The organism is Novosphingobium sp. BL-S-21, from assembly GCF_055521655.1.
Genome location: NZ_CM145496.1, coordinates 315,021 through 330,957, shown reverse-complemented (window position 1 = coordinate 330,957; position 15,937 = coordinate 315,021). Strand labels below are relative to the sequence as shown.

General features: G+C 67.0%; 12 protein-coding genes. 6 read left to right on the top strand and 6 right to left on the bottom strand.

The features are described from left to right. Positions 1–3: 3 nt before the first annotated feature. The 6 genes from ACZ1J6_RS09930 to ACZ1J6_RS09905 form a co-directional block, all read right to left on the bottom strand. A complete protein-coding gene (locus ACZ1J6_RS09930) occupies positions 4–732 on the bottom strand; it encodes a GntR family transcriptional regulator (protein WP_132262327.1) in 729 nt (242 codons plus the stop codon). A 6-nt stretch (positions 733–738) separates the two neighbouring features. After that, positions 739–1,629: an N-acetylmuramic acid 6-phosphate etherase gene (locus tag ACZ1J6_RS09925; RefSeq protein WP_134092745.1), complete on the bottom strand. Its 891-nt coding sequence runs from the start codon at positions 1,627–1,629 to the stop codon at positions 739–741. Positions 1,630–1,653: 24 nt separating this feature from the next. Continuing rightward, positions 1,654–3,219 carry a sodium:solute symporter gene (locus tag ACZ1J6_RS09920; protein WP_431566533.1) on the bottom strand — a complete coding sequence of 522 codons (1,566 nt, stop codon included), beginning with the start codon at positions 3,217–3,219 and terminating at the stop codon, positions 1,654–1,656. A 113-nt stretch (positions 3,220–3,332) separates the two neighbouring features. Further along, positions 3,333–6,065, bottom strand: coding sequence for a TonB-dependent receptor domain-containing protein (locus ACZ1J6_RS09915; protein ID WP_465128072.1), 2,733 nt, complete (start codon positions 6,063–6,065; stop codon positions 3,333–3,335). A 157-nt stretch (positions 6,066–6,222) separates the two neighbouring features. After that, complete coding sequence (locus ACZ1J6_RS09910; protein ID WP_431566532.1) at positions 6,223–7,329, bottom strand: anhydro-N-acetylmuramic acid kinase; 1,107 nt, start codon at positions 7,327–7,329, stop codon at positions 6,223–6,225. Then, a complete protein-coding gene (locus tag ACZ1J6_RS09905; protein ID WP_431566531.1) occupies positions 7,329–8,216 on the bottom strand; it encodes a protein phosphatase 2C domain-containing protein in 888 nt (295 codons plus the stop codon). Before ACZ1J6_RS09905 ends, ACZ1J6_RS09910 begins: the two co-directional genes overlap by 1 nt. Positions 8,217–8,331: 115 nt before the next feature. On the opposite strand from ACZ1J6_RS09905, the gene ACZ1J6_RS09900 reads away from it, so the two are divergent. The 6 genes from ACZ1J6_RS09900 (at position 8,332) to ACZ1J6_RS09875 (ending at position 15,841) form a co-directional block, all read left to right on the top strand. Further along, on the top strand, positions 8,332–9,408 hold the full coding sequence (locus tag ACZ1J6_RS09900; protein ID WP_132262316.1) for an SIS domain-containing protein: 1,077 nt from the start codon (positions 8,332–8,334) through the stop codon (positions 9,406–9,408). Next, on the top strand, positions 9,405–10,556 hold the full coding sequence (gene nagA, locus ACZ1J6_RS09895) for an N-acetylglucosamine-6-phosphate deacetylase (RefSeq protein ID WP_431566530.1): 1,152 nt from the start codon (positions 9,405–9,407) through the stop codon (positions 10,554–10,556). The genes ACZ1J6_RS09900 and nagA overlap by 4 nt, the downstream gene beginning before the upstream one ends. Continuing rightward, a complete protein-coding gene (locus tag ACZ1J6_RS09890; RefSeq protein WP_431566529.1) occupies positions 10,553–11,632 on the top strand; it encodes a beta-N-acetylglucosaminidase domain-containing protein in 1,080 nt (359 codons plus the stop codon). Before nagA ends, ACZ1J6_RS09890 begins: the two co-directional genes overlap by 4 nt. A 14-nt stretch (positions 11,633–11,646) precedes the next feature. Beyond that, on the top strand, positions 11,647–13,392 hold the full coding sequence (gene dld, locus ACZ1J6_RS09885; protein ID WP_431566528.1) for a D-lactate dehydrogenase: 1,746 nt from the start codon (positions 11,647–11,649) through the stop codon (positions 13,390–13,392). Then, on the top strand, positions 13,389–14,252 hold the full coding sequence (locus ACZ1J6_RS09880; protein WP_431566527.1) for a glucosamine kinase nucleotide-binding domain-containing protein: 864 nt from the start codon (positions 13,389–13,391) through the stop codon (positions 14,250–14,252). The genes dld and ACZ1J6_RS09880 overlap by 4 nt, the downstream gene beginning before the upstream one ends. A 161-nt stretch (positions 14,253–14,413) precedes the next feature. Further along, positions 14,414–15,841 carry a protoglobin domain-containing protein gene (locus tag ACZ1J6_RS09875; RefSeq protein ID WP_431566526.1) on the top strand — a complete coding sequence of 476 codons (1,428 nt, stop codon included), beginning with the start codon at positions 14,414–14,416 and terminating at the stop codon, positions 15,839–15,841. The last annotated feature ends 96 nt before the right edge of the window (positions 15,842–15,937 follow it).

The following is a 15,937-nucleotide window of genomic DNA, read 5'->3' as shown; positions in this document are numbered from 1 at the left end:
CGGTCAGATTTCCTTGAGTTCCGTGACGAACTCGTAGCGATCACCGCGGTAGACCGAACGGGTGAACTCGACGATCCGGCCGTCGGGAATGCGGGTCTTGCGCTCTATGCGCAGCACTTCGGAATTCTGCTTCACGCAGAGGATGCCGGCCTCGGTCGGGGTCGCGAGCGAGGCGCGGACGCGCTGCGTGCCGGAAGTCGGGCGGAATCCGTGAATGTCGAGCGCCTGGTAGAGCGAATCTCCGAGCGCGGTCAGGTCCGGCATGAACTGCGCCGGGATCACGGCATGTTCGATCGCCAGCGGCTCCCCGCCGGCCAGGCGGACGCGGCCCAGCCGCGCGACGGAAGCGTTGGCGGGGATCTCCAGCGCCGCCGCCTCTTCCTCGGTCGGCTGCGCATAGGCCTTGTTGATCCACACCACGCCGGGGTTCTCCCCGCGCGAGCGGGTATCGTCGCTGAAGCTGCTGAGCCTGGCGCCGGGTGCCTCGATCCGCTTGGCCACGAAAGTGCCCGAACCCTGCTTGCGGAACAGCACGCCTTCCTCGATCAGCTGCTCGATACCCTTGCGCACGGTAACGCGCGACAGCCCCGCCATCTCGCTGAGGTCCCGTTCGGATGGGAGCGCGCTGCCCGGATCGATCGCACCGCTGCTGATGTGCTCGCGCAGGCTGCGGGCAAGCTGCAGATAGAGCGGCGTGCCCTCTTCGCTGCGGGTCCAGGCAATGTCGCGCATCGTCGATCAGTCTCGCTTTTCCAGCAGTTGCAGGACCTGGCGCAGATTGCCGCCATTGTCTTCGAGCAGCGTGTTCGCCTCTGCGAGAGGAACGCCCAGCGCGACGATCACGCCGAGCCGGATTTCGTTTCCTGCCGTTTCCAGCGCGCGGGCCGCGACTTCGGCGTCGACCCCGGCGATATCCTGAACCATGGTCCGCCCCCGTTGCAAGAGCTTCGCATTCGAAATGCGCATGGCCACCATGCGGCCCTGATAGACCAGGCCGCGGCGCAGCATGATCGCGGTCGACAGCAGGTTCAGCACGGCCTTCTGCGCAGTACCCGCCTTCATGCGGGTGGAACCGGCAACCACTTCGCTGCCGGTGACGGCCAGGATGGCATGTTCGGACGTGTCGAGCAGGACCGAGCCGGCATTGTTGGCGATGCCGATGGTGAGCGCACCCGCGGCGCGGGCTTCCTCGATCGCAGCGACGGTGTAGGGCGTGCGGCCGCTGGCAGCGACGCCGATCACCACGTCCGAGGGGCCGATGCCCCGTTCGCGCACTTCGGCGCGGCCGGCCTCGACATCGTCCTCGGCGCCTTCATAAGCCTCGGTCAGGGCGCCGATGCCCCCGGCCATGAGGAAGACCATGCGGTCCATCGTCCAGCCGAACGTCGGATAAAGCTCCGTGCCGTCCTGCACGGCAAGGCGGCCCGAGGTGCCCGCCCCCACGAAGACCAGCCGGCCGGTATCGCCCAGCCGCAGCGCCGCCGCTTCGGCCGCGCGGGCAATCGCCCGGGTCTGCGACTGGATCGAGGCGATGGCCGCCATCTGCCCTTCAAGCATGGCCTCCACGGCCAGTTCGGTCGGCCAGAGGTCGAGATCGAGGTATCGGGCGTCGAGCGCTTCAGTATTCATGGTATCCTTTGTCCCTTGCGGGGATCAACGTTCAACAGGCGCCATCGTCTTGCCCGATCCGGCCGGCGCGGCGCAGATCGCGAAAGCGATGACCGTGCCGATGCAAAGCTGGAACGGGAACGACAGGCTGCTCAGAGCGGCCGGAAGGCCGATGGCATGGGCGATAGAAGGCTGGAGCAACAGGATCGTGACGAAGCCGACGAGAAGCGCGGCGATGACCGATCCGGTGGTGCCCCGTCCGGTGAACAGCGCGGTGAAGTAGACACCCAGCAGGCCGGCGTACGTGAAGACCATCACTTGCAGGGCGAATTCCAGCAGCCCCATGTCGGTGTAGCGCTGCCAGTAGAACGAGACCACGGCCATGACGAACATGGCAAAGCCGATCACGCCCATGCCCACGCGCCCCGCCGAAACGAAGTGATGCTCTGGCGGGGTGCCGCGCTTCTCGCGCCAGGGGCGGTAGAAGTCCTGGACCAGCACCGAGGACATGGCGTTGAGCGCCGAGTTCGTGGTGGCGACGGCCGCCGCGCAGATGCCCACGGTCACCAGTCCGCGCAGGCCGCCGGGAAGCTGGGTGAGGATGTAGTGCATGAAGATGCTGATCTTCTCGCCGCCGAACTGGTTGCCGGCAGCCGCCGTGGCGCCGCCCATCAGGTCGGGCCGGTCGTAGAAGACATAAAGCAGCAGGCCGATGACGATGAACATGCCCACCACCGGCAGCGTCGCGAAGACCGAGAGGTAAAGGCTGCGCGCGCCGGTCTTGGCGTCCTTGCAGGCCAGCAGGCGCTGCGTCGTGTCCTGGTCCATGCCGGCATTCGCGATGTAGAGCAGCGACAGGCCGAGCACGATGGCCAGCATCGAGAAGGGACGCGAAAGGTCCATCGAGAAATCGAAGAACTTCAGCTTGTTCACGCCTTCGGGCGTATGGGAAAGGCCCTGGATGATCTCGCCGGTGGACGCGGGGATCGAGAGGCGCAGGAAGACGAGCACCGCGATCGCCGATCCCAGGTAGACCACGAACTGGATGAGGTCGTTCCAGAGCACCGACTTGAGGCCGCCCACGAACGTGAAGAGCACGCTGGCCACGATGAGCACGGCGGCGGCGATCATGATGCCCTGGGCCTCGACCGTGCCGGTGATGACCATGGCCAGCGCGATGGCGGCCAGATAGACGCGCGCGCCGCCTGCGAAGACGCGGCCGACCAGGAACATGCCCCCTGCCCAGCGCGTCGCCTTCTCGTTGAAGCGCAAGGTCAGCAGCTCATAGGCCGTCGTCGCCTTGATGGCGTAGAAGCGCGGGATCATGACATGGGCGACGAAGATCGCGCCGATCAGTCCGCCGATATTGCCGCTGAGGTAGGTAAGGTCGCCGTGATAGCCATAATCCGGCCCGCCCAGGAAAGTGGCTGCGGACTGGGTGGCGGACAGCACCGAGATGGCCGCGAGCCAGGCCGGAACGCTGCCGCCCGCCAGGAAGTAGTCATGCGCGGATTCGGTCTTGCGCGGCGTGAAGATCCAGCCTCCCGCGACCAGCAGCAGCAGGTAGGCGGCGATCACCAGCCAGTCCGCCATCGAGAAAGGCAGCGTCATCGAATTCGTCTCCGGACCCGGCCCTGAAATCGGTCTTCAGGGCCTGACAAAAAAGCGGGCGCCCGGTCGGAGGAGGAGGAGGTTGACCGGGCGCCGCGCAGGGTGGGTTATCCTCAGAGGTGCGCGGTCAGCGAGAAGCCGATCGTGCGTCCGAGAATGTCATAAGTGTCGGGGAAGGTGTTGAAGACACCGCCCGTCGACACATAGGGGGGATTCTTGTCGAAGAGGTTGTAGATGCCGGCGCTGAAGGTGATCGCGTCGGTGAACTCGTAGGAGGCCGATAGGTCGAAGGTGTTCTGGGCCGAGATCGTCTCGGTCGAACCGACCGTGCTCGACTTCACCTTGCCGATGCGCTGCCAGTCGAACTGGATCACGCCCTTGTCGAACAGCCACGAGAGACCGACCGTGTGGCGATAGTCAGGCTGTACCAGAGTGGTGCCGTCGCTGGAGCAGGTGGCGCCGAAAGTGCCCTTGCACTGCACGGCCGAAACCGTGGAGTTCGCCTGGATCAGGTAGGACGTGACGATATTGCCCTGGTAGCTCAGGCGCACGCCCGTGCCCGGCACGAAGTCCGGATGCAGCGTGTAGCTGGCCGAGATGTCGAAACCGCGCTGGAGCAGTCGGCCCAGGTTCTGGTTGTTGACGAAGGCATCCTTGAACGTGCCGTCGGCATTACGGGTCACCAGCGAGCACAGCGGATTGGTGGCGGTGGGGTTGGTGACATAGCAGCTGGTGATCGCCGCGATCGGCTGGATCACGCCCACGGCGCCGCGCAGGTCAAGCTCGTACCAGTCGACGGTCAGGTTCAGGCCGGGCAGGAACGTCGGCGTGAACACGGCGCCGAGCGTCGTGGTATAGCCGGTCTCCGGCTTGATGTCCGGGTTGCCGCCGTAATAGTAATTGCCGGTGAGGTAGCTGGCCGCGTTGGAGTTCGCCGAACCCACTGCAGGCGCGCCGAAGCGGGCGCACTGGGCGGCATCGCCGGTGCCGAGCACGCACGGATCGCCGCCGTAGCGCGGCTTCAGACGATCGACCGTGACGAGGTTGCTGAACGGCAGCGAGGACATGCCGGCCGCGAACTCGCCGAAGTTCGGGGTGCGCAGGACGCGCTGGTATGTGCCGCGCAGACGCAGGTTGCGATCGACTTCCCAGTTGCCCTCCACCTTCCAGGTGCCGTGCGTGCCGAACATGTTGTAGTCGGACAGGCGGTAGGCACCGCCCACGTCGAACTTGCGGATCAGGGGCAGGTCGCGCAGGACCGGCACCAGGATTTCGCCGTAGAGTTCCTTGACGTCGAACGAACCGCTGTAGGCAGCCTGCACGCCCTGCCGGTAGGTGTTGCCCGTAAGAAGCGCGGTGTCCTGATCGATGCTGGCGGTTTCGCGGCGATACTCGGCGCCGATGGCGAAACCGATCGGGCCGGCCGGCAGCGAGAACAGCTCTTCCAGCGTGCCGCTCAGGGTCGCCGCGGTCACGAACTGGTCGCGCTTGCGGTTGAAGCCGTTGATCGTGCTGCCCAGCGCATCGGCCAGTTCGGTCTGGTTCGGACCGAAGATGTTCACGCTGTTGACGATGGAATCGAAGTTGTTCGCGCCGGTCGGGCTGGTGACCAGGCCATCGCCGGTGATGAGCGTGTTCTCGGTCGAACGGCCGTACTGGGCATAGACGTTCCAATTGACCGCATTGGTCAGCGGGCCGCGCAGGCCGGTCTGGAACTGCAGCGTGTTGCGCTCGGTCTCGTAGTTGATGAGGCCGAGTTCGGCCAGCGAGCGCGAGACGTTCACGCGCGCGGTGCCGTTCACGAACGTCAGCTGGTTGCGGATATCGTCCGTGAGGTAGGGATTGCTCTCGCTGATCGAGACGGTGCGGTTGACCGAGGCCGGCGTCGCGCCGGGGGTACCGGTCTCCTGCGTGCGCGAATTGGTATACATCGCGCGGCCGTAGATCTCGACCTGCGGCGTGATCTCGTACTTGAACAGCGCCGCGACATTGATGCGCTTCAGCGGCGAGACCAGCGGATAAGTATCCGAGATGTTCGAAGTGGCCGAAGGGTTCGTGGTGAAGTCACCGCTGTCGGTGAAGCCGAACTTGCGGCCGCTTGCCACGTCGGTGAAGACGCCGCCGATGCTCGGGATCGTCTGGTTCGGCGTTTCCGCCCAGTCGCGCTGGCCCGCGCGAATGCGGTCGCGCTGGGTATAGTCGGCCGCGATGACGATGTGGCCGCGGTCGCCCAGGCCGGTACCGACCATCAGCGAGCCGCCGTACTGCGCGCCGCCATGCTCGGACAGACGGCTGGTGGCGGTGCCGCGAATGCCTTCGAATTCATCGTTGAGGATGAAGTTGACCACGCCGGCCACGGCGTCCGCGCCATAGACCGCGGCGGCGCCGCCGGTCAGCACGTCGACGCGCTTGATCAGCGAGGCGGGAATGGCGTTGACGTCAGCCGAGTTGCGGAAGCTGAACGGCGTTGCGCGGGTACCGTCGATCAGGACCAGCGAACGGCTCTGGCCGAAGTTGCGCAGTTCCAGAACCTGGGCGCCGAAAGCGTCGCTGCCCTGCGAGCCTTGGCGAACGCCGCCCGAAAGCTGCGGGATCTTGGTGGAGAAGTCCTCGACCGTCAGCGCCGACTGGAGCTTGATCTGCTCCTCGCCGGTGGAGGCGACCGGGCTGCTGGACGTCAGTCCCGGAACCGCGATGCGGGTGCCGGTGACGACGATGTCGGCGCCAGTTGCGGCTTCGCCTGCATCGGCGCTGCCTGCCGACTGCGCGAAGGCAGCAACCGGCACTTGCGAAAGGGCGATGGCAAGCGCCGCCACGGCCACGGTATGTCGTTGTGACTTAACCATTAGACTTCCTCACTACTTCCCTGAACCCTGTTCCGTCGTGTGTTGGTGCGACCCGAAGACTCGACGGCATGCCCTTTCCGGACTCATTCACCATGCATACCTGTCATGGATATGTAAAGGTGTGGTATCTAAGTGGTGATGTAATAATTCGCCGCGATCAGACCACTTCGGCTAACGTGTTTTCCGGCCGCCAGATCGTTCCCCCCGTCAGCGGCTGTGACACCCCGGTAGTGCCGGGGAACGTCAACGGCATGCCGCGCAGGCTGCGCGCGGCGAGGAAGGCCATGGCTTCCGCCTCCACGAAGTCGCTCCGCAGGCCGACTTCGTCCGCGGTCCGGCAGTCGCCCAGCCGTGCGCGGAGAGCCGCCATCAGCGTGGGATTGTGGCTACCACCCCCGCAGACTACCCAGATTTCCGGCACTTGCGGCAGGATGCGGGCTGTCACGGCGACGGCCTCGGCCGTGAAGGCGGTCAGCGTTGCCGCCGCATCCTCCAACGAACAGGCGTCGGCCCATTCGAGCGGGAAGTCGTAACGGTCAAGCGACTTCGGACCCTCGCCGTGGAAATGCGGGTGAGACAGCAGCGCCGCCAGGGCCGCCTCATCCACCGTGCCTGCCGCCGCGATGCGTCCGCCATCGTCGTAGCGGCCCGCGCCATGCGCCTGGACGACCTGATCGATAAGACCATTTCCAGGCCCCGTATCGCAGGCGAGCAGAGAACCGTCCGCGCCGATCCATGTCAGGTTCGCAACGCCGCCGATATTGAGGAAGGCCAGCGGGCGGGGCAGCCCGATTTTCTTCGCCAGAGCAAGGTGATAGGCCGGTACCAGGGGAGCGCCCTGCCCGCCGGCCAGGAGATCGTCCAGACGCATCTGCGCCACCACCGAAGCACCCAGCCCGTCGGCGATCACTTGCGGATCGCCGATCTGCACGGAGAGTTTCCGTTCCGGGCGGTGCAGCAAGGTCTGGCCATGGAAGCCGACGAGGTCAGGAAGCCGTCCCAGCCTCTCGATCACATGATGCCCCGCGCGCAGATGCGCCGCTTCGATCACTTCGCCCGCCAGCCCGAACGACAGCGGCTGTTCGCCGAAACCGTCCCAGAGCAGCGCATCGCGCGTCGCCTTTTCCAACGCCGCGCGCTCGGCGGCCGAAAACGCGATCATGGCCGAAGGCCCGAAACCCTCGATCCGCTCGCCATCGGTCTCCACGACCGCCACGTCGACGCCGTCGAGCGACGTCCCACTCATGAACCCCATGACCAGCATCAGCGTGCACTCCCCCAACTACAGACAATCAGACTGGCATCGTCATGCGGCTTCACCCGGGGATGACGGTGCAGAGAACCCGGCGCTTTTTCGAGGTCGCGCAGGCGGCCGAGCCAGCGCGACCAGTCTTCCCGATCGGAAATGGACAGGAGATCGGCAGGCGTGGCGACCGCGAAAAGCTCGTTCAGCCGCAGGAAACCGTCACTGGCGATCGCAAAGCGCTGCCCCGGCCGCACCGGCATGCGGCATTGCCAAAGGTGGTCGGCCGCCGCCGGCTCGGTGCCGAGCACCCAGTAGCCGCCTTCCCGGTTCATCAGCTTACGGTTCGCCCGGAGACCCGGCAGCAACCGGGCCTTGAGCGCGTCGAACCCGATGTCGCCCTCCGCCGTCAGGATCGCCTTCATGGCCTCGACCGTACGGCCTTCGAGAGCATCGAGCGCATAGCTGCCGAACAGCCGCGCCTCGCCTTCACCGTCGCCGTCGCCGTCGCCGTCGCCCTCACCCTCGACCGTCACGATTCGGCAGTCCGCCAGCGCCGTGAATTCCGCCACGCCGTCGATGACACGCACCATCGCGAAGGCGGCCGAGGGATGTTCATGCGGCCCTTCCGCTTCGCGCACCTGCTCGCGCGCCAAGGCGTCACGGCAGCGCCCCATCACCTCCCGCAGGAGCGCCACGGTCGAAATTTCCGAATTGCCGGCAAGCAATTGCGTCAGGGCCGCGTTGGCGGTCCGGGCAAGCCAGGAGGCATCGCTAGGTGCGTCAAGCAGCGCCGGACCAATCCCTGTCGCGCCATCGACGACCCACGCCGCATCACCATGATGACCGACGCAGTCCTCATTGACTTCACTCTGCCCATCGGAAGCGGCAATCTCGATCCTGAGCATCGTCTTCTCCCACATCCGGCCCTCGCCGAACCGAACCGGTATCATGAACGCGGCGAATTATAAAACCACTTTAATGCCACTTGTACCAAAAAGCTAAACTGGTATCTGTCAGATCATGACCCAAGCGACACCGAACGCGCCGGCAGCGGCGCCCGCCAGCACCACGCAGATGTCCCGCGAAGCGCGCGAGGCGCCCGCGCGCTGCGTCGAGCAGCTTCGCCGCAATGCAGATATCGTGCGCGAGGCCGGCCGCCAGCTCCGCGAGCTTGCCCCGCCCTTCGCCGCGACTCTGGCGCGCGGCAGTTCGGACCAGGCCGCCGCGTTCGCGAAGTTCCTGCTGGAAACCCATGCTCGCATCCCGACGTTGAGCCACGCCCCTTCGGTGGGTTCGCTCTATCACGCCACGTCTGCCCAGTTCCTGGACGTACCGATGATCGCGATCTCGCAGTCCGGTCGCAGTCCCGACCTGCTGGCTGCGGCGCAGGACGCCCGCAACAAGGGCGCGGTCGTCATCGCCGTGGTCAACGATGCCGAATCGCCGCTGGCCGAGCTTGCGCAGATCGTGATCCCCGTCCACGCCGGCCCGGAAACGAGCGTCGCGGCGACCAAGAGCTTCGTCTGCACCCTTGTCGCGCTTACCCATCTCGTCGCCGAGTGGAGCCAGGACGAAGCGCTGCTCGCGGCTCTCGAAACCACGGGCGAGGTTCTGGAAACGGCCGCCAATGCCGACTGGACGACGGCGGTGGACCTGCTCAAGGATGCCAGCGAAATGCTGGTGCTGGGGCGCGGCCCGACACTGCCGATCGCCGGTGAAGCCGCGCTCAAGCTCAAGGAAACCTCCAGCCTCCATGCCGAGGCCTTCAGCAGCGCCGAAGTCGCCCATGGCCCGATGACGCTGGTGGGGGACGGGGATCCGGTGCTGGTGCTTGCCCCGCTCGACGTGGCGCGCACCGGCCTTCGCGAGCGCCTGGACGACTTTGCGGCGCGCGGCGCCCGGGTCATCGCCGCCGGCCTGCCCGAGGATGTTGCTCCCGCCGCGCTGGTACTGCCGCTGGCCACGGAAGTGCATCCGGTCCTTGGAGCCATTGCCGAGATCCAGAGTTTCTACGGCCTCGCCAACGAACTCTCGCTGGCGCGCGGACGGAACCCGGATAATCCTCCGCACCTCAACAAGGTGACGCGCACGCTATGACCCGGATCGCCCTTATCGGTGCGCGTATCGTCCTTGCCGACCGCGTGGTCGAAGACCAGGCGCTGGTCCTCGACGGCGATCGCATCGTCGACCTTGCGGCGCCCGACGCCCTGCCCGGCGACTGCGTGCTGGAGCGGCTCGACGGCGGCTACCTGCTACCCGGCTTCATCGACACGCAAGTGAACGGCGGCGGTGACGTGCTGTTCAACGACATGCCCTGCATCGAAGGCATTCGCGCCATCGCCCAGGCGCATCGCCGCTACGGCACGACCGGCATCCTGCCCACGCTCATCAGCGACTTCCCGCAAGTGGTGGAAGCTGCCATCGCCGCCGGCGAAGCTGCGATGGCCCAGGGCGTTCCGGGCGTGCTGGGCGTGCATATCGAAGGCCCCCACCTCAACGTCGCCAAGAAGGGTATCCACGACCAGACCCGCTTTGCGCCGGTGGACACCGAAGTCATCGCCCGGCTTTCGGCACCGACCACGGGCCGCCGCGTGGTGACGCTGGCGCCCGAACTGGCGCCCGAAGGGACCGTGCGCGCCCTCACCGAAGCGGGCGTGCTCGTCTGCGCCGGCCATAGCCTCGCGAACTACGACCAGACCCGCGCCGCGCTTGCCGAGGGGCTGGTTGGCTTCACCCACCTGTTCAATGCGATGACGCAGTTCCTCAGCCGCGACCCCGGCATGGTCGGCGCGGCGCTGGAAGACCGCGCCAGCCACTTCGGCCTCATCGCCGATGGCTTCCACGTCCATCCCGCCTCGATGCGCGTGGCCCTTGCGGCCAGGGGTGAGGAAGGCATCATGCTGGTGACGGACGCCATGCCGCCGGTCGGCGGGACGCTGGGCCGCTTCACGCTCATGGACCAGGACATCAAGGTGGAGAACGGCACCTGCACCGGGCCCGACGGCACGCTGGCCGGCTCCGCGCTGACCATGGCGCAGGCCCTGCGCAACGCGATGGACATGATCGGCTGCGACATCGTCGCCGCCTCGCGCATGGCCAGCGGCAACCCCGCCCGCTTCCTGCTCCTCGACCATGAGACCGGCGCCATCGCGCCGGGGCTGCGGGCGGACCTCGTCCATCTGGGCAACGATCGCCTGGTCCGCGCTACCTGGATCGGCGGCGCACGCGAGGACCACCGCGAATGACGAGGCAAGGAAGCCAGCCGGAACTGGGCCTGATCGAGGGCCGCTTCGGTCGCATCTGGAACGAGGCCGAGCGCAGCCATGTGGTGAAGACGCTCGCCGAGGCCGGCTACGGCTTCTACCACTATGGCCCCAAGGCCGATCGCGCGCTGCGCCGCGAATGGCGGGTGTCGCATGACATGGCCCGGACCGAAGCGCTGGCCCGCCTTTCCGCCGAGTGCCGCGCCGCGGGCATGCGCTTCGGCATGGCGATCACCCCGGTCGGCTCCACGCATCCCTTCGACGACGAGGCCCGCGCGGACCTCACGCGGCGGGTAGCCGAACTCGACGCCATCGGCATCGACGACCTTGCCGTGCTGTTCGACGATCTTCGCGGCGACATGCCCGAACTCGCAGAACGCCAGGCGGATGTCGTCAACTTCTGCGCCCAGCTCACCGGTGCCGCGCGTGTCTACACCTGCCCCACCTATTATTCCGACGATCCCGTGCTCGACCTCGTCTTCGCGGATCGCCCGGCGGACTATCTCGGCAAGCTCGGGCGGCTGCTCGATCCCGCCGTGCAGGTCTACTGGACCGGCGAGGAAGTCTGCTCGAAGGAAATCGGCCCGGCCCATCTGGAACGCGTCGCAGGCGAACTGGGCCGCAAGGTCTGCCTCTGGGACAACTGGCCCGTGAATGACGGCGCCCGCATGTCGCGCTTTCTCCATCTGCGGGCATTCACCGGCCGTCCGGCAGCGATCGCCGGGCACATCTCCGGCCATGCCATCAACCCGGCGATCCAGGCGCACCTCGGCTGCATTCCCGCCATCACCTTGCCGATGGTCTACCGGCAGGGAGAGACTTACGCCTATGGCGAAGCCTTCGGCGCAGCGGCGCGGCACCTGCTCGGCGATGATTTCGCGCAGATGCTGCAGCAGGATATCCCGGCCCTGCAGGACGTGGGCCACGAGCGCCTCGGCGCGCGCGCCGATCGCCTGCGGGACCGCTACGAAGGGATCGATCATCCCGCGGCGCGTGAAATCCTGAACTGGCTGGACGGCAAGGACCTGATGACCGACGACGAGGTCCAGACCCAGTAAGCGGGGATACAACCATGGCAGCAAGCACCAAGACCCGGGATATCGCGCTACTGACCGCACTGCGCGCCGCCGTGGGCAAGCGCCATGTGCTGACTTCCGCGCGCGAGACGGCCCGCTTCCGCAAGGGCTACCGCACCGGCGAAGGCCCGGCCATCGCGGTGGTCCGCCCCGGCAGCCTGGTGGAAATGTGGCGCGCGGTGCAGGCCTGCGTGGCGGCAGACGTCTCGATCATCATGCAGGCTTCGAACACCGGGCTGACGGGCGGCTCCACCCCCGATGGCGAAGACTATCCCGGCGGCCTGGTGATCGTCAGCACCACCCGGCTTTCCGCACTCAAGGTGATCTGCCGCGGAGAACAAGTGCTGTGCCTGCCGGGGACCACGCTCTACAAGCTGGAGCAGGCACTGCGGCCGTTCGGGCGCGAACCCCATTCGGTGATCGGTTCTTCCTGCCTTGGCGCCTCGGTGGTCGGCGGGGTCTGCAACAACTCGGGCGGCTCGCTGATCCGGCGTGGTCCGGCCTATACCCAGCTTGCGCTTTATGCCCAGGTCCAGGGCGACGGCTCGCTGCGCCTCTTCAACCATCTCGGCATGGACCTTGGCGACGACCCGGAGACCATGCTGTCCCGGCTGGACCTCGAACAGTTCACCGAAGCCGACATCGATCCCGCCAGCGACAAGTGGGCGCACGACCACAGCTATGCCGACCATGTCCGCGACATCGACAGCGAAGTGCCGGCCCGCTTCAATGCCGACCCCCGGTGCCTGTTCGAGGCGGCGGGAAGCGCGGGCAAGCTGATCGTCTTCGCCGTGCGCCTCGATACGTTCGCGCGCGAAGACGAGACCACCACGTTCTACATCGGCACTAACGAGGCAGACCGCCTGACCGCGCTGCGCCGCACGATGCTGCGCGATTTCGACACGCTGCCGATCGCCGGCGAATATATGCACGCCGAAGCCTTCGACGTGGCCGATCGCTACGGCAAGGACATGTTCTTCGCCATCGAGCGCCTCGGCACCGACCGGCTCCCGGCGCTGTTCGCGGCCAAGTCCCGCTTCGACGGCGTAATGGGCAGCGGGCTCAGCGACCGCCTGATGCAGTGGTCCAGCCGGTTCATCCCCGACCATCTCCCGGCCCGCATGCGCGACTATCGCGCGCGCTTCGAGCATCACCTGATCCTCAAGGTGCCGCGGGACCAGGTGGAAGCCGCGCGCACGCTGCTGCACGACCTCTTCCCCGGCGACGCGGAGGATACAGGCACTGACGGCGGGCACTTCGAATGCACGGCGCAGGAAAGCGCCAAGGCCTTCCTCCACCGCTTCGTGGCGGCGGGCGCTGCGGTGCGATACCGCGCCGTCCACCCGGACACGGTCGAGGACATCGTCGCGCTCGACGTCGCCCTGCCCCGCAACACCCGCGAATGGGTGGAACGCCTGCCGGCCGAACTTGCGGCGCGCACGGTCCACACCCTCTACTACGGGCACTTCTTCTGCCAGGTATTCCACCAGGACTACATCGTGAAGAAGGGCACCGATCCGCTTGCATTCGAGCACGCGCTCTGGGCCCTGCTCGACGCGCGCGGCGCGCAGTATCCGGCCGAGCACAATGTCGGCCACCTTTATGTCGCCCGGCCCGAACTCGCGCAGTTCTACCGCGAGATCGACCCGCGCAACCAGCTCAACCCCGGAATCGGCCATACCCCCCGTGGCCGCGACTGGGGAGATCACCCAGGCATCGGGGCTACCGGAGAACATCCATGACCTATTTCCTCGGCATCGACGCAGGCGGCAGCAATTGCCGCGCCCGGCTTGTCGACGCGCAGGGCCAGGAGATCGGCCACGGCAAGTCCGGCACCGCCAATGCGCGCATCGGGATGGAGGCACTCTACGAAACGCTGAAGGACACGGTCGACCAGGCCGTGGCCGAAGGGGGCCTTACAACGGCCGAGCGCGCCACCATCCAGGCCGGCATGGGCATTGCCGGGATCACCCGCCCCGGCGTGCGTGAGGCGCTGGCGGAACTCGACTTCGGCTTCGCCGCGGTGCGCTATGCCACCGATGCCCAGATCGCCAACCTCGGCGCCCATGCCGGGCAGGACGGCGCGATCCTCATCATCGGCACCGGCAGCGCCGCGCAAGTACGATTGGACGGCCGGGACTTCACCATCGGCGGTTACGGTTTCCCGATCTCCGACGAAGGCAGCGGTGCCGCGCTCGGCCTCAGCGCGATGCGCCACGCCTTGCGCGCGCTCGACGGGCGCACCCGCAAAACCCCGCTGAGCGCGGCCGTGACCGAGCGTTTCGAACACGACACGGCGCAGGCCATCGCCTGGATGGACCACGCCACCCCGCGCGACTACGGCACTTTCGCGCCGCTGGTCATGGACTATGCCGAAGCGGACGACGCCATCGCCCGCTCCATCGTCGAACATGCCGCGGGCCATATCGAGCGTTTCATCGAGACGATCTTCGAGCGCGGCGCCACCCGCTGCACGCTCGTCGGCGGCCTGGCCCCGCGCATGCAGCCCTGGCTGCGTTCGCGCACGGTCGAGCGACTGAGCCCGGCCCTCGGCGATTCCCTTGACGGCGCGCTGCGTCTGGCGGGCTTCCAACCCGCCTGACGCCTGCTGTCCCTGCTGGGCATCTTTGCCGCTGCCGGCATCGGCCGAACGGCGCAAAAATCCCGGCCCTCCCGCGCCGAAAGCCGCCCGCATCGTTCTATAATAGGTCAGGAAAAACGATTTCATTCGGCCGGACAAGATCCGCCGGGCAGGAGTTGAACTTGACAGTCAAGACCGTCGAGGAACGTCTGGAGTTCCTCGAATTCGATGCCGCGCAGCGCCGTATTCTCACCGCTGCGCAACCATTTCTCCGCACCTGCATCCAGCCAGCGCTCGATCACTTCTACCGGCGGGTCCGCGCGACCCCCGAGATGGCGCGCATGTTCCGCAGCGATGCGCACATCAACGCCGCCAAAGGCGCGCAAGTCGGCCACTGGCTGGGCATCGCCACCGGCCGGTTCGACGCCGAATACTACGCCGCCGTCAGCCGGATCGGCAAAGTCCACGCCAAGATCGGCCTCGAACCGCGCTGGTACATCGGCGGCTATGCGCTGATCCTGGAAGAGATCATGGCCGCCGTCGAACGCAGCGCCAGCCCCTGGCGGCTGTTCACGCGCCGCGTCAGCCCAAGCAAGCTCAACCGCGCGCTGATGAAGGCGGCCATGCTCGACATGGACTTGTCGATCTCGATCTATTTCGAGGAAGCCGAAGCGGAGCGCAACCAGGCCATCGCCGCCCTCGATCGCGCCATGTCGCGGCTGGCGGGCGGCGATCTTCTCCACGACATCGACGACCTGCCCGCCGGGTTCCTCTCGCTGAAGACCTCCTACAACCGCAGCCTCGCCAACTTGCGCGAGACGATCGGGTCGGTGGTGACGGCCTCCCATGCGATCTACGGCGAATCCGGCGCCATCGCGCGGGCCTCCGAAGACCTTGCGCAGCGCACGGAAAGCAGCGCCGCGAACCTGGAGGAGACGGCCGCGACGCTGCTGCGCGTCGAGGAACGCGTGAAGGCCACGGCATCGGGCGCGCAGGAAACCCTGGGCATTGCCGGGGAAGCGCTCGATTCCGTCGAGCAGGGACGCGAAGTGGCCGGCGACGCGGTGCAGGCGATGCATGTCGTGCACGAAAGCGCGCGCGGCATCGATGCCGTGATCGAGGGGGTCGACAAGATCGCCTTCCAGACGCGCGTCCTGGCCATGAACGCGGCCGTGGAGGCCGGTCGGGCCGGAAGCGCCGGGCGCGGCTTCGCGGTCGTTGCCGATCTCGTGAGTTCCCTGGCCATGCGCGCCGAGGAAGAAGCCCGCAAGGCGCGCGACGGCCTTTCCGCCACCCGTTCCGAGATCGACCAGGCGGTCGCCACCGTCTCGCGCGTCGATCGTTCGCTGGAGACCATCGCGGGCGAAGTCGGCCGGGTCCACGCCCTTGTCGAGACGATGGCGCGGGACAACGATGCCCAGGCCACGGCCATTTCGGAAGTCAGTTCCACGGTCGGCATGATGGACCGCACGACGCAGCAGAACGCGGCCATGGTCGAGCAGACCTCCGCCGCCGCCCGCACCCTCATCTCGGACGCGACGACGCTTGCCAACCAGGCCGGGCGATTCCAGATCGGCGAGGAGCCACCCGTCAGGACCTGCGCGGCCTGATCGCCCGCGCCTGATCTTCGCGCGCCGCCCTGCTGCGAGGGGGCGGCGCGTGCTCGCCGGGCGTTGACCGCGCCAGAGCGATACTTGGCCGCGCGC

What these genes read in the sequence shown, in the direction of transcription:
- ACZ1J6_RS09925 (WP_134092745.1), bottom strand. Translation starts at nt 1,629, where the DNA reads ATGAATACTGAAGCGCTCGACGCCCGATACCTCGATCTCGACCTCTGG.
- dld (WP_431566528.1), top strand. Translation starts at nt 11,647, where the DNA reads ATGGCAGCAAGCACCAAGACCCGGGATATCGCGCTACTGACCGCACTG.
- ACZ1J6_RS09920 (WP_431566533.1), bottom strand. Translation starts at nt 3,219, where the DNA reads ATGACGCTGCCTTTCTCGATGGCGGACTGGCTGGTGATCGCCGCCTAC.
- ACZ1J6_RS09915 (WP_465128072.1), bottom strand. Translation starts at nt 6,065, where the DNA reads ATGGTTAAGTCACAACGACATACCGTGGCCGTGGCGGCGCTTGCCATC.
- ACZ1J6_RS09900 (WP_132262316.1), top strand. Translation starts at nt 8,332, where the DNA reads ATGACCCAAGCGACACCGAACGCGCCGGCAGCGGCGCCCGCCAGCACC.
- ACZ1J6_RS09930 (WP_132262327.1), bottom strand. Translation starts at nt 732, where the DNA reads ATGCGCGACATTGCCTGGACCCGCAGCGAAGAGGGCACGCCGCTCTAT.
- ACZ1J6_RS09890 (WP_431566529.1), top strand. Translation starts at nt 10,553, where the DNA reads ATGACGAGGCAAGGAAGCCAGCCGGAACTGGGCCTGATCGAGGGCCGC.
- nagA (WP_431566530.1), top strand. Translation starts at nt 9,405, where the DNA reads ATGACCCGGATCGCCCTTATCGGTGCGCGTATCGTCCTTGCCGACCGC.
- ACZ1J6_RS09910 (WP_431566532.1), bottom strand. Translation starts at nt 7,329, where the DNA reads ATGCTGGTCATGGGGTTCATGAGTGGGACGTCGCTCGACGGCGTCGAC.
- ACZ1J6_RS09880 (WP_431566527.1), top strand. Translation starts at nt 13,389, where the DNA reads ATGACCTATTTCCTCGGCATCGACGCAGGCGGCAGCAATTGCCGCGCC.
- ACZ1J6_RS09905 (WP_431566531.1), bottom strand. Translation starts at nt 8,216, where the DNA reads ATGCTCAGGATCGAGATTGCCGCTTCCGATGGGCAGAGTGAAGTCAAT.